Here is a 13,889-nt window from a genome sequence, read left to right as displayed (position 1 = left end):
GGGGTTTGGTGGGTGTATTTCCCTAAGCATCAAGATTTAAGCAAGTGGCATGAAAGCGATATTATCAGTAAAGTAAATGAACTCAATCATAGACCCAAAAAGTGTTTAAACTGGAAAACACCTTATGAAGTTTATTTTGATGAAGTGTTGCAGTTGGTTTGATAATTCAAGCTTAATTTAGTATGGGTTATCTTCCTATTTGTAGTATGTTACATTGTGTCATCTGCCACTGCCCTTTTTATTTTTAATGTATTTATTTGGCAGTGAGTACCGTTTTTATGTCGTCTATATCTATCGTGTTGTTGGTGGTTGTATTTTTTCTTGATGCTAGGCATTGTGGTTTGGGTGCATTGTCTAAAACAGCCTAACTTAAAAACGGTTAGAGGCGATGACATGAACGTCTGGCCGTTTGAGACAATGCTAATCATGACGGACAGTGAAGTGTTGTTTTTTAAAAAATTACAGTTGGCATTGCCTGAATTTCTGATTTTTAGTCAAGTGCAACTTTCACGCATCATTGAACCAAGTGATGAAGCAGGGCAAGATCGGCGGTTTTGGTTCAATCGTGTCTGTCGCCAGAGTGTGGATTTTGTATTAATTGATACAGACTGCCAAACAGTGTTGGTTGCCATTGAGCTGGATGATTGGACTTACGATAGTCAAGATCGCCAAAGGCAAGATGCTAAGAAGGATAAGGCGTTGTCCAGTGCAGGCATTCCCATCATGCGTTTTCATGCGGAGAAAATGCCCGGTATTGACATGTTGCGTGTTGATGTGTTGGAAGTTATTAGGCAATTTGGATAGTCCAGCAGTGAGGTTGACTTGACAAAAAGAATAATAATAAGTATCATTTATTTTCTTATCCCTATCCTAACTGCCCATAGTTGCCATGCGTTTTCCATTTTGCCGATTAGCCTTATCTGTCTTCTTGTTTTCTGTTCATGTTGCACATGCTGATACGCAAGATGATCGCCGTCTACAATCAGATGTTAAGATACCTGACATAATACCACCTGTTGACTCAGCACTGCCAATACCACCACAGCCTGCTAACGCCATGCTGTCGGTAGATGAGCAGATGCTTCTTGCTAACCCAACCTTACTGTCTCGAGCGATGCTCTCGGTGCTGGTGGCTAATGATGTGGCTGGCACTCAGTTATTATTGCCCATCTACCAAAAACAGCCAAGTGAAGTCATTGAGTCTGAAATGGTTGACTGGGGCAGGGCCGTGTTGGCAGGTGCTGAAAGCAGACATGACAAATCCAGCAAGATTTACCAGTCGCTGCATGAACGATATCCTAATAATGCCCTATTTGCCGTTAGGCTGATCCAAAGTTTGTTTGCCAATCGTCAATATCTAGAAGCCAGGCGGTTGCTTGCAGAACAGCCAGATTATATTGTCCGTGAAATGCATGCCTACCAAAAGGCGTTGACAAATCTAACCAAGCCATCGGCATATTTTTCTGGCAATGTGATTGTTGATAAAAACATCAACAACGCTCCCAATCAGACCGACTTGGGTGGTGGCTGGACGGCAAACGCTGCTGAGCAAGCCCATGGGATTGCCATCAATGCAGGTGTGGAAAAGAAAATTTTATTCAAAGATGGCATGACGCTAGAACCTTCTGTTGCGATGAATGGTAAGTTTTTTAATGATGCCACGCATTATAATGAGGCACAACTTCGTCTAAGCACCAATGCCACCAAAAGCCATGCAGGCGGTAGCGTATCCATCTCACCTTTTGTGGAGACTTCATGGTATGCTGGCGGCAAAAAAGGCGTTGATGAATTAAGGCATTTTTCAGACAGTGTGGGCGTTGGCATTGGTACCCAAAAACAGCTTGGTAAAAAAAGCCAGCTTGCCACCAACATTGAACTTGCCAAACATCATCACAACATCAGACATCACCTATCAGGTCATAGTGTCAGTGCCAGAGCGACCTTTTCTACTCGTCCTAACTGGCTGGGGAGTGGTGGTTGGGTTAGTATTGGGGCAGATTATCGACAGGCAAAAACCCGAGATCAGGACGATTCTTATACCCGTGTCGGCATACAAGGTTCAATTGCCAAGCAGTGGCATGATTTCGGTGTGCGTGGCAGTCTGAATGTTGCCCAAAGACGCTATCATGGACCGATGCCGATTTTTAATCAAATACAAACAAGTGATGAGTATTTTACCAACATCAGTGTTTGGCATAATAAGCTGAGCTATTTAGGATTGACGCCAAAACTAACTTGGCAATACCAAAAAAATGACAGCAACATCGCACTGTACAGCTACGATAAAAGTCGTGTGTTCTTAGAGGTGAGTCGCCAATTTTAAAAAACTTATATCATCCTTAAAATCAGCAAGTCTTGCACGATTGATGTCGTCTTGGTTTGTTGATTTTTTGTGTCATCGTCTCAACACGGCTTTCACCAATTTTGATTCGTCGTTCATCATATGATGCCAAAGGTGCTGGAGGCATACTTGTTGTTAAGTGAATTGTATTTACACGTTGCTTATCTTTCAAAAACATTGCACAAATTATAAAAAAGGTTTGCATTTTTAATTCTTTAACTATATAATAAGAATTGTTATTGTTATCATTATTTTGTCACTGGGATCAAATGATTGTTTTATTGTTTGATGCTGTTTTACTGACTTTTTAAAGTAGGGAGTGGTCATGCCTAAGAGTACCAAATTTAGCCTATTGCCTTTGGCAGTGGCTGTGACTTCATTGATGCTATCAGCCTGTGGTGGTGGCAGTTTTAATAACCCAAGCACCATTGTCATCGGTCAGTCTAAGATGATTGAGAAGTCTGACCAATCAAAGGATGCTTCAGCCGCTAAGGATGATGACAATGCCAATGCTGATACTAAGAATAAAGCAGACAGTCGCCTAACCATGCCAGTGTTGGGCAGTGTTTTGGCGATTCCAAAGCGTAATCAGGCTTATGATAAGAAAAAACTTACTCATCTAGAAGAGCATGTGCCACTTGATGAAAATAACATCACAACCGCTCATACCAACCCTTTGCCAGCTTTAACCAAAGAGTTACAAGAGCGCTATGAGGGTGGAAAGATATATCAGAGCGATGATAAATATAAGTTTGTAAAAGCTGGTTGGATTTTTACTGGTTTGCGTCCTGATGAGACGATTAAAACTGATGAGGATACAGACCAGCCTAAGCAATACACCAAAGGCGATGGCTATCTGTACTATTATGGCGACAATCCAACCACAGGGCTTGCCAAAGGTGTGGCAAACTATACGGGGCATTGGGATTTCGTGACTGATGTCAAGCGAGAAAGAGAGTCTACCATCACAGAGACGACAGGTCGCCAAGCGTTCGGTGGTGGTTCAGGCTATAAGATGGACAGTGGCTTTGGCGATGAAGTCGGTGCGACCAGCTTTGCCGAGCAAGTCTTTGGTCAATATGCACCAAGACAGGGCAATCATCGTGCGGTCTTTAAAGCTGATTTTGACGCCAAGAAGCTGACTGGCACACTATCTACCAAGCAAAAAGCGATTGCCAGCAGTCCAGAGACCTATGTAGACCGCTATGATATTGATGCGACCATCAAGGGCAATCGATTTGCAGGTTCTGCCATTGCTAAGAATACCAAAAGTAGCTTTCTAGAACCCAACTTCTTTAATAAAAATGCCGATAACCGCCTAGAAGGTGGGTTTTATGGTGAAAACGCTGAGGAATTGGCAGGTAAGTTTCTAACAAATGATAATTCTGTCTTTGCGGTATTTGCTGGTAAACAGGACAATCCAGAGAAAGTTGAGAAGCTTGAGCAGGTATTTGGTGGCAGCTATGTTGAGCTGACCCAAGACAAGGCTGTCAACCCTGCACAAAAGTCACAAGTGTTATCGCTGGTGAACTTTGGTAATGTCGACCAACTGCAATTGGGCGATCATACCATCACGCTCTTACCTCAAGAGGCAGGAAAAACAACTCAGCAATCTGTTAAACTGCCAACAGGACAAACAGCTGTCATTACCAGTTTTGGCAGCAGTGATGGCGTTCTAAGATTGGGCTCAGTAAGTAAAACTGCTAAGCCTGGTGCAGAGCAGAATGGTAAGATTGCTGAAAATGCTGAAACTACAAACAAATCTGGGGTAATATCTAAGTCTACCAAACCAACCAAGGATCAAATAGAATTTGCGAAGCAAAAATTGACTGAAAAGGTTGAGAGGCTAAAAAAAGATCTTTCTGATTTAATCGCAACTTACCCAAACAGCAAAGATAAATCTGCTCTAAAAAAACAAATCACCGATAAGGTTTTGGCGGGTTATGTAGATGTAAAAGAAAGGGAATATGCAGAAGATGACTTAAAAGAGCTCTTAAATGCTTTAGATGTGGCGGAAGAAAGAGCAAATGCAACGGAAGATATTTTAAATATCCTTATCACTGGCGACAAATATAAAACTGACAATGAGGATAACTTAAAAGAATTCTTGGTTCAAAGTCCGTTGGTTCAATCAACGACAAACCACACACAAGAGCAGCTTGCCATTGCTAGAGATAAATTAAAGGCACAGCTTGAAACCGAAAAGCAGGACCTAGAAGAATTATTAGCAACTTTTGTGATTGGTAATGAGATTCTTGGTGATGAAGATGGCGAAGAGATTGATGCTAAAGAGCTGGATAAACTAAAAGCACAAATCATCGATAAAATTAAAAATGCCTACACAGAAGACAAACGCACTGAGGTTGAAAAGCAGGCTAAATTATTAATTGAACAATTAAAAGCTGAAGATGAAGAAACAACTGCCAAATTGGTAGAATTTCTTGCCAAAGGCGACAAATTCGATGGCGAAAACATGGCAAATCTCACCGCCTATTTGCCACAAAACAACTCTTCATCTCAAGCTGGGTTTGGCTTGATTGGCATTGAAGAGTCGTTGACAGGGCTGTACCTGCTTGGTGAACGCACGCCAGTCAGCCAGGTTCCTGTACAAGGTCAGGCGAATTATCAAGGTACTTGGCATGGCAGAATCGGTCATCACTGGCAGTCGCAAGCAGGCTATGGCGAGTACGACGGTAAGGCAAAATTTGAAGTGGATTTTGGTACTAAACAGTTGACTGGCACACTGACTGAAAAATCAGGCATTGAGCCTGCGTTTAATCTAAAAGCCACAATTAACGGCAATGGATTTAGTGGCACAGCCACCTCTCGTTCAAATGGCATCTATTTGGATGAAGGTCGTCAGCAAAACCAACAAATCCTAACAGTTGAGAGTAACAATCTGACTGGAGCATTCTATGGCGAGAATGCCAAACATTTGGGTGGGTCGTTCAGTTTTGAGAAGACTTTAAATGATGATGAGACGGTTGTTGGTGGTGCGGTATTCTATGGCACAAGAACCAAAGAATAGCTAAAAACCACAGAAGATGAAAAGAAACAGAAGTAAGGATGAGACGATGAATTTTCGCCCAAAATATCTGCCGCTGGTCATCACGGCGATGCTGTGCAGTAGCTTGCCTGCATTTGCCAATAATAATGAGGATGATCCAAGTGTTGAGCTTGAGACGGTAACTATCATCATCAAAAAACGCTTGCATGCCAAATCTGAGGAGGTAACAGGACTTGGCAAAACCATTAAAACGATGGATGATTTGAATAAAAATCAAGTACTTTCCGTCAAAGATATGGTAAAAGATGTTGCTGGTGTGGCTGTTGTTGAGCAAGGTCGTGGAGCCAGCAGTGGCTACACCATTCGTGGTATGGACAAGAACCGAGTGGCGGTCAATGTTGATGGCATCGCTCAAATCCAGTCTTATCTGACCCAAAAACGCCAGTTTGGTGATGGCAGAGAAGGCTCTGGGGCAATCAATGAGATTGAACTTGAAAATGTCAGCGGTGTACAAATCAGCCAAGGAGCGAGTGGTTCTGAGACTGGCAGTGGTGCACTAGGTGGCGCGGTGAGCTTTCGCACCAAAAGCATTGACGATGTGCTAGATGCAGACGATAATTTCTCAGCCTTTTATAAAGGTGCATACGCCAGCAAGAACAAGCAAAAAATGCACTCCGTTGGTGCGGCATTACGCCATAAAAAAGCCGATCTTTTTGTGCAGTATACCGATCGTACCAAAGAGACCGTCAAACCGCATAGCGACATCTATCAGACCAATTATGAAGTGTGGCGTTGGGGCGGCTCTCAGGTGGACTTTGATAAGCAGGCAATTGCACCTACAAATGATCCAAAACGCCAATTTATCATCATCGATGAATGCCCTACCTATGTGGACAAAGACCCTAGCAGTGTGGCTGGCTGTACCAAGCCAAAGCTGGACATCAAGCCTGTATTAGAGACCATGGGTGCTAAAGAATACACTGGCGACAAGCGAGTATTGCCTGACCCTATGGAATACGATTCTAAATCTGTATTGATTAAGGCAGGCTTTAATCCTTCGTCTACGCAACGAGTTGAGCTTTTGACCGAAAAAACCACTCAAAACTATAACAGTCGTGATATGACCAAAACGGCCTACCACTTGGCCGCCAATCACGGTCGAGGTAATCTGGCACAATCGCCACTCGTTTATCGCGGACAAAGCTATCAAGAAGGCTATGTGACAGATGCTAAAATTGGACTTTGGACGCAGACACAGTTTTTTGATGAAAAACACGATAAAAGTCGTTATGGTATCAACTATCGTTACCAAAGTCCTAAAGATTTTCGTTGGTTTGATGAGTTGAATTTAAGTGTTGATAAGCAAACTGTCACCATCGATCATCTGCAAATTGAGAAATACTGTTCGCCTTATCCTACGGTTGATAGAAACTGTACACCCAGTGCAGACAAACCAAATTCTGCCGAACGCCAAAATCGTAAAGTATACAGTGAGGACCATTTGCTGTGGCGAGGAGATTTCTCCAAAAATCTATCAGGCGACATCATCAATCATCGTCTCAATTTAGGTTTTGGCTTAGATAAATTCCGTTCCAATCTATGGATTGGTGATATTAAAGAGCGATATCATCGTTTAGACTTTAAGTTTGTAGATGACATCAAAGATTCAAATGGCAACTTTATTGAAGCCTACCGAATTAATCAGTATCAAGAGGGTACGGACATTTGCCAAGAAGCTCAGCAGTATTTAGGCGAAGCTCGCAAATGTGGCGACAGACCAATCACAGGTCATAATGCTTATGCCACCTTTAAAGATACGATCTCTATCGGAGACCTTGCGAACATTACCCTAGGTGTTCGTCATGACACCCATCGTTTTAACAGTGATGATGATTGGACTGGTACAGGCAAATATCGTAATTTATCTTACAATGGTAGTCTTGTGCTAAAACCAACCGATCATGTTGACTTGCTGTATCGCATCTCATCTGGCTATCGTGTGCCAAGCTTTAAAGAGCTGTTCGGCTACCGTTTAGATGGCTTGACCAAAGGGGAGAACGACGATCAGCATTACCGCACTAATGTTAAACCAGAAAAGGCTCGCAACCAAGAGTTTGGTATCGCTGTTCATGGCAATTTGGGTGAGGTTACGGCCACTTACTTTGATAACCGATACAGTGATCTGATTGACTTGACACTCAAAGGTGATCAGTGGGGCTATCGCAACTATCAAGATGTGCATCTGGCTGGCCATAGTGTTCAAGCTAAGGCCTATCTTGGTGAGCTTTGGGATAAGTTGCCTGTGGGTTTGACTGCATCTGCTAACTATCTAAAAACCAAAGTTAAAGATAGCCACATCAAAGAGGGTTTTGAGTACGGTTCTGGCTACTTCCTAGACACCATCTCACCTACTCGTTATGCTTTATCGCTTGATTATACTGCTGATAGCGATAAGTGGGGCTTGGGTGCGACTTGGATTTTTAGCGATGCTAAAAAAGACACTGAATTAACCACATTAGTCGCATCACCGAGCGGTACTTATGAAAAAGTTGCCACTACAGTCAATAGTAAGGCTTGGAGAACGCTGGATTTGTCGGCATTTTATCAACCAACTGATAATTTGACTGTAAGAGCTGGTATTGATAATGTCTTTAATTATCGATATAGCCCATGGGAGTCTTTGCGTCAGACCTCGGTTGTCTCTGGTAATCAGCATACTCAAGGATTGCCCAGCCAATATGCTGCCAGCGGTCGTAATTTTGTACTGTCTGTACAGACCAAGTTTTAAAAGAATCAATAAAAAACGCACTTTAACAGTGCGTTTTTTATTGACCAGTCATCTACTTTTATAAGATTTATGACATGAACCACAACTTTCGTTCATCTTACCAAATGCTTTTTCAACATCAGTAAAAGATTGGGCTTTGTCGGCAGCACTTACCAGTTCGCCGACAGCGTCATCAAACATCTGTGCTTTAAGTTTAAATCCTGCAGAATCTGTCCAAACGGTATCTTGTGCCTTGCCTTTTTCTGCATCATTATCAAAATGTGCCCAAACATGTGTGCTGGCCTGAATGGCGTCGGCTTGTTCCTTAAAGGCTTTTGCATCAAAGCGATCTTCAAAAAGCATGCTTTTCATAATGTCGCTTGATATGCGCCAGTCTTGCATGATGTCTTGGCGAATACTGACATCGTTTGGTGTTGTGGGTTTTGAGCTACAAGCAGTAACGGTTAACACGGAGACAATGGCGATAGTAAGACCTTTACTGATTGGCAATATGTTCATGGCTTCCTCGCAAGGTGGCTAAAATAGAAAAATCATACCTGTTTTCACCAGCAGCTTGATGATGAATTCAGATGAGTTTTTCAATATAACACACAAAACATTGATTTTCAATGAAATTCATGAATGTTGCCTATGTTCAAACAGATCAATACGCCGTGTCCAATCACACGACCAATAACTATCAGGTTGGTTGTGATGCCAGCCAATCTCTAGGCTTTAAATAAAAGTCGGTCAGTTCAAATTCAGGCGTGCCTACTTCAGGCTCATAGCGATACGACCAACTGGCTAGCGGCGGCATGGATACCAGAATTGATTCGGTGCGTCCATTTGACTGTAGTCCAAATATTGTCCCACGGTCATAGACGAGATTATATTCCACATAGCGTCCGCGGCGATACAGCTGAAACTCTCGCTCGCTTTGAGTGTAGGCTTTGTGCTTGTTGTTCTCGAAGATTGGTACGATCCCTTCAAGATAGCCTTGCCCAACTGCCTGCATGAAAGCAAAACATTGATCAAAATCCCAGCCCATGCTGGCAGTATTCAGATCATCATAAAACAGACCGCCGACACCACGGCATTCTTTGCGATGTTGTAGATAAAAATATTCATCACACCAAGTCTTGAATCTTTCGTAGATTTGCTCACCAAATGGCTGGCATAAATCATGAGCGACTTGATGCCAGTGTATGACATCATTCATGTTGGGATAAAAAGGTGTCAAGTCAAAACCACCGCCAAACCACCAAATGGACTCACTGCCATTTTTTAGTTGTGCCACGAACAGTCGCACATTGGCGTGACTGGTTGGGACGTGTGGGTTCTTGGGGTGGATAACTAGCGATACACCCATTGCTTGAGCCTTTGCGCCGACAAGCTGTGGGTGTCTCTCGGTGGCAGAAGGGGGGAGCTTGCTGATGTGGATGTGGCTGAACATCACGCCGCCTTTTTCGATGACTTCACCGCCAGACATCACGCACGAGCGACCGCCACCGCCTTCGGCTCTCTCCCAGTCGTCGATGATGAACTTGACATCGCTGCTGCCATCAACGCCGCCTGATTTTTCTTGATTTTCTAAGGCGGTGCAAATTCTCTCTTGTAGGTTTAATAAAAATTCTCGTACTTGCCCAAGCTTGGCATCAAAATCTGTCGCTGTGGTGTTGCTGTTGTTAGTCATGATGTTGCCTACTGTATCTTTATTGGTGATTAATCAAGTGTCCCATTTTTGAGTCTTTGACATTGAGATAATCTTGGTTGTGTGGATTGACACCGACGATGAGCGGAACGCGCTCTACCACGTCAAGCCCTAGTGACTTTAGATCATTGACTTTATTGGGGTTATTGGTCATGAGTGATAATTTGGTGACGTCAACGTGTTTTAGCATAATCTCACACATCTCATAGGTGCGTGCGTCCGCTGGCAAGCCAAGCATAAGGTTAGCATCTAGCGTGTCATGCCCTTGGTCTTGCAGGGCGTAGGCTCGGATTTTGTTCACCAGTCCAATGCCACGCCCTTCTTGGCGTAGGTAGAGTATTGCCCCACAGCCGTGAGCCTGTATCATTTGCATGGCGGTGTTGAGCTGGGGGCCACAGTCGCATTTTAATGAGCCAAAAGCATCCCCTGTCAGACACTCAGAATGAATGCGAATGAGCGGAATTTTGTCGGGGTCGGTGGACGGCAAGCCGACACTTAGTAAGACGTGTTCTTGACCGTGTTCATTTTCAAATGCATGAATGATAAAATCGCCATGCACGGTAGGCAGATTGGCTTTGCTGATAAATTGGTACAAAATTTTCCCCAAAACGTATAATAAATGGTAAATTGTGAATAATTTGTGAATTAAATGGTGCTACTATGGCAAATTAAAAGGCTATCTTGTAAAATAAGCCCCTGATTCAAGTTTGGCTTTGCCATTGCCAAGTTTGGCATTATACCGCAAAAATTGTTATAACTTAACATAACTTTTTAAAGACAACTTTTAAAAAATCAAAATCTGGAATACTAGCCCCATGCCAACTTCTGCCCACGCACCACGCACCTTCACGCACCTGCCCACGTCTCGCCCCACGACACCCCTTTTGGATAAGGTTAGCTTGCCCAAAGATTTAAAGGGGTTAAACACCGATGAGCTGTGCCAATTATCGGACGAACTCCGTGAATATTTGCTTTACTCGGTCGGTCAAAGTGGTGGGCATTTTGGAGCAAATTTGGGCGTGGTGGAGCTGACGGTTGCTCTGCACGCCAGTTATGATACACCTTATGATAAGCTTGTTTGGGATGTTGGGCATCAGGCGTACGCCCATAAGGTGCTGACAGGTCGGCGTGATGAGCTAATTCGTATCCGTGCCAAAGGCGGTCTGACGGCATTTCCCGAGCGGAGCGAGAGCGAGTACGACACCTTTGGCGTAGGGCATAGTTCCACGTCCATATCGGCAGGACTTGGCATGAGCCTTGCGAGCCGTATCAAGGGCGAAAACCGCAAGGTTGTGGCGGTCATCGGAGACGGGGCGATGACGGGGGGCATGGCGTTTGAAGCGATGAATGATGCGGTGCAACAAAATGCCGATTTGACGGTGGTGCTAAATGACAATGACATGTCAATCTCGCAAGCGATTGGCGGATTTAGTCGCCATTTGGCACGGCTGTGGCAACGTGGGCTTGCCTTTGACATTGACAAACACGGCAATATTCTCATGATAAAGCGTGAGATTAGCCCTGATGACAGACGGGTTCGCCACTATCTGCACATGGCAAATGGGGCAAAAGAAACCCTAGAAAAAATCCCTGCCAAACTGGGCGGTAATCTTGTGCAAAATATCGGCGGTCTTTTTGGCAAAAACGCTCCGCCCATGCCCTTGTCGGACAAAATCGCCGAAAAAGTGCATGACCATATTTTCCCTGATAATTTATTTAAGGCGATTGGTTTCACCTACCTTGGGCCTTTTGACGGACATGATTTGCCAAAACTTTTGCAAGTGTTTGAACGTGCCAAACAGTTAAAAGGGGCGGTGCTGATTCACGTCCATACGGTCAAAGGCAAGGGCTTTTTGCCTGCCGAGGCTGACCCCATTACTTATCACGCCATTGGCAAACTACCCAAAAAAGATGTGCTAAAAAAGGACAACGCTCCCAAAGCCAAAAAATATTCAGACGTTTTTGGCGACTGGCTTATGGATAACGGAGCTGAACCCCATATGGTTGCCATTACCCCTGCCATGTGCGAAGGCTCGGGCATGGTAGCATTCGCCAAGGCGTATCCTGCTAAGTTTTTTGATGTGGCGATTGCCGAACAGCACGCCGTAACCTTAGCAGGGGGCATGGCAACAGGTGGATTAAAACCTGTGGTGGCGATTTATTCTACCTTTTTACAGCGTGGCTATGACCAGCTGATTCATGATGTCGCCTTACAAAACTTAGACGTAACCTTTGCCATAGACCGAGCGGGGCTTGTGGGTGAAGACGGGGCGACTCATGCAGGCGTGTTTGATTTGGCGTATTTACGCTGCGTGCCAAATGTGGTGATTGCCACGCCAAGCGATGAACATGAATGCTATCATCTACTAAACGCTTGCTATGCTTATCAAGGTACAAGTGCCATTCGCTATCCTAGGGGTGTGGGCGTGGGGCGTGAGATTATTAAAGATGATGAAAAATTTGTCATCGGCAAGGCAAAAATCGTATGGCGGACGGATAATTTTACGGACAAATCAGACAAAAAAGAGACAGGCAAAAAAATCGCCGTTCTTGCCTTTGGTACACGCCTAAGCGACAGCCTATCGGCAAGCCAAACGTTCGCCCAAACGACAGACACGCCCATGACGGTGGTGGATATGCGGTGGGTCAAGCCACTTGATAATGAGCTGATAGACGAGCTTATCGGGCAGGGCGTTACGCATTTTATCACGGTAGAAGAACATCAGCGTATGGGCGGAGCAGGCTCGGCGGTGGGCGAATATCTGGCAAGTGTGGGCTATGGTGGTTGGCTTTTGCAGATTGGCATCGATGATGTGTTTGTCGCTCATGGCAGTCATGATGAGCAGTTGGCGGAGTGTGGACTGGATAAGGGTGGGATTTTGGCGAGATTGTCTAGCCTTGATATTGATAAATAATGGAATTTGACATATACTAATGTCATATACACTTATGGGAGAATGCCATGCAAACCAGTGTTTTTTTTTAATAATCGCACCCAAGCGGTTCGCATTCCTGCCAAATTTCGCTTTGATGACGATGTCAAAGCCGTCATGATTAGAAAAGTGGGCAATGAGCGGATTTTGACCCCAATTGATGGTGTGTGGGACAGCTTTTTTTTGAGTGATGAGCGAGCGAGTGATGATTTTATGGCAAACCGCCCGACCATGCCAAAAAGCGAGCGATTGACTTTTGACTGATAACTAGGACGAATATGTTTAGTTTTATGCTGGATACCAATATCTACATTTATGTGATAAAAGAACGCCCCATAAAAGCATTAAACAAATTTAACCAATATGCAGGGCGGATTTGCGTAAGCAGTATCGTGGCAAGCGAGTTGTATTTTGGGGCGTACAACAGCCAATTTATGGATAAAAATCTACATCAAGTCGAAGATTTTTTATCACGTTTGACGGTGCTTGATTATACCGCAGAATGCTCGCCCCATTACGGCGAGATTTGTGCTGATTTGACCAAGCAGGGCAAGCTCATTAGTGAAAATGACATTCATATCGCCTCTCATGCACGGGCATTGGGGCTGACCTTGATTACCAATAATACCGATGAATTTAAACGAGTGTCAGGGCTTAGGATTGGTAATTGGGCGATTTGATTTATTAAATTTGGCATAATTTGGTTAAATGTCTTTTATGCCTAACAAACTTGATACTTGCCACGCCTTTATATCCAAGCATCATTGTGTTTGTGGTAAGTTTAAAAGTTTCTTGGGTATAACTATTTAGCTCTGGTTCAAAAAGTATGTTATAAAGAAAACCATTCGTGGTGAGCCATGCCTGCTCATAACGATTTTCCTACTCGCAGGCAGGTGCAGGGAGAACGGAAACCTAGTTCAGCATACTTTTTAGACTAATACCAAAATCAAGCAACATCAATCCGCCTTGCAAATCTTTGCCAATATAATCATCACTGTAAAAGAATAATATATAAGTAAAAACCAATGTAATTATAATATAAAATTATAAATTGGGCAAATTAAGGAAAAACAGACATGAATTTGGTAGTGGCAAATGGCAATGAGTGCTAATAAGTAGCATTGATGAAT

At 43.7% G+C, this 13,889-nt stretch carries 10 protein-coding genes and 1 pseudogene; 8 read left to right on the top strand and 3 right to left on the bottom strand.

All coding sequences use genetic code 11. The features are described from left to right. From B0182_RS14835 to B0182_RS06045, 5 genes and pseudogenes are all read left to right on the top strand, one after another. A pseudogene (locus B0182_RS14835) lies at window positions 1–162 on the top strand (IS30 family transposase); the annotation flags it as partial. Between the two features lie 231 nt (window positions 163–393). Then, window positions 394–804: a DUF2726 domain-containing protein gene (locus B0182_RS06065; RefSeq protein WP_244893656.1), complete on the top strand. Its 411-nt coding sequence runs from the start codon at window positions 394–396 to the stop codon at window positions 802–804. An 85-nt stretch (window positions 805–889) separates the two neighbouring features. Continuing rightward, window positions 890–2,323 carry a surface lipoprotein assembly modifier gene (locus B0182_RS06060; protein WP_078274060.1) on the top strand — a complete coding sequence of 478 codons (1,434 nt, stop codon included), beginning with the start codon at window positions 890–892 and terminating at the stop codon, window positions 2,321–2,323. A gap of 343 nt (window positions 2,324–2,666) precedes the next feature. Further along, window positions 2,667–5,369: a transferrin-binding protein-like solute binding protein gene (locus B0182_RS06050; RefSeq protein WP_078274058.1), complete on the top strand. Its 2,703-nt coding sequence runs from the start codon at window positions 2,667–2,669 to the stop codon at window positions 5,367–5,369. Between the two features lie 16 nt (window positions 5,370–5,385). Continuing rightward, entirely contained in the window at window positions 5,386–8,136 is a 2,751-nt protein-coding gene (locus B0182_RS06045) for a lactoferrin/transferrin family TonB-dependent receptor (protein ID WP_078274057.1), read from the top strand. Window positions 8,137–8,184: 48 nt separating this feature from the next. Here B0182_RS06045 and B0182_RS06040 read toward each other — a convergent pair whose 3' ends face one another. The 3 genes from B0182_RS06040 to ribA form a co-directional block, all read right to left on the bottom strand. After that, window positions 8,185–8,634: a c-type cytochrome gene (locus B0182_RS06040; RefSeq protein ID WP_078274056.1), complete on the bottom strand. Its 450-nt coding sequence runs from the start codon at window positions 8,632–8,634 to the stop codon at window positions 8,185–8,187. Between the two features lie 181 nt (window positions 8,635–8,815). Next, window positions 8,816–9,808, bottom strand: coding sequence for an oxygen-dependent coproporphyrinogen oxidase (hemF, locus tag B0182_RS06035; protein WP_078274055.1), 993 nt, complete (start codon window positions 9,806–9,808; stop codon window positions 8,816–8,818). Between the two features lie 19 nt (window positions 9,809–9,827). Continuing rightward, on the bottom strand, window positions 9,828–10,421 hold the full coding sequence (gene ribA / locus B0182_RS06030; RefSeq protein ID WP_208624078.1) for a GTP cyclohydrolase II: 594 nt from the start codon (window positions 10,419–10,421) through the stop codon (window positions 9,828–9,830). A 220-nt stretch (window positions 10,422–10,641) separates the two neighbouring features. On the opposite strand from ribA, the gene B0182_RS06025 reads away from it, so the two are divergent. From B0182_RS06025 to vapC, 3 genes are read left to right on the top strand one after another with little or no spacing between them, the layout of a single operon-like run. Then, complete coding sequence (locus B0182_RS06025; RefSeq protein WP_078274054.1) at window positions 10,642–12,741, top strand: 1-deoxy-D-xylulose-5-phosphate synthase; 2,100 nt, start codon at window positions 10,642–10,644, stop codon at window positions 12,739–12,741. Between the two features lie 57 nt (window positions 12,742–12,798). Then, complete coding sequence (gene vapB / locus B0182_RS06020) at window positions 12,799–13,023, top strand: type II toxin-antitoxin system VapB family antitoxin (RefSeq protein ID WP_244893655.1); 225 nt, start codon at window positions 12,799–12,801, stop codon at window positions 13,021–13,023. A gap of 14 nt (window positions 13,024–13,037) precedes the next feature. Next, entirely contained in the window at window positions 13,038–13,439 is a 402-nt protein-coding gene (gene vapC / locus B0182_RS06015; RefSeq protein ID WP_078274052.1) for a type II toxin-antitoxin system tRNA(fMet)-specific endonuclease VapC, read from the top strand. Window positions 13,440–13,889: the final 450 nt, after the last annotated feature.

The sequence above is a fragment of the Moraxella bovis genome (assembly GCF_002014975.1).
Taxonomy (GTDB): domain Bacteria; phylum Pseudomonadota; class Gammaproteobacteria; order Pseudomonadales; family Moraxellaceae; genus Moraxella; species Moraxella bovis.
Note: the sequence above shows the minus strand (reverse complement) of the source record. Positions and strands in the feature narration are given on the sequence as shown.

Coding starts and splice junctions, on each gene's coding strand:
- B0182_RS06065 (WP_244893656.1), top strand. CDS start 394: ATGAACGTCTGGCCGTTTGAGACAATGCTAATCATGACGGACAGTGAA.
- B0182_RS06060 (WP_078274060.1), top strand. CDS start 890: ATGCGTTTTCCATTTTGCCGATTAGCCTTATCTGTCTTCTTGTTTTCT.
- B0182_RS06050 (WP_078274058.1), top strand. CDS start 2,667: ATGCCTAAGAGTACCAAATTTAGCCTATTGCCTTTGGCAGTGGCTGTG.
- B0182_RS06045 (WP_078274057.1), top strand. CDS start 5,386: ATGAAAAGAAACAGAAGTAAGGATGAGACGATGAATTTTCGCCCAAAA.
- B0182_RS06040 (WP_078274056.1), bottom strand. CDS start 8,634: ATGAACATATTGCCAATCAGTAAAGGTCTTACTATCGCCATTGTCTCC.
- hemF (WP_078274055.1), bottom strand. CDS start 9,808: ATGACTAACAACAGCAACACCACAGCGACAGATTTTGATGCCAAGCTT.
- B0182_RS06025 (WP_078274054.1), top strand. CDS start 10,642: ATGCCAACTTCTGCCCACGCACCACGCACCTTCACGCACCTGCCCACG.
- vapC (WP_078274052.1), top strand. CDS start 13,038: ATGTTTAGTTTTATGCTGGATACCAATATCTACATTTATGTGATAAAA.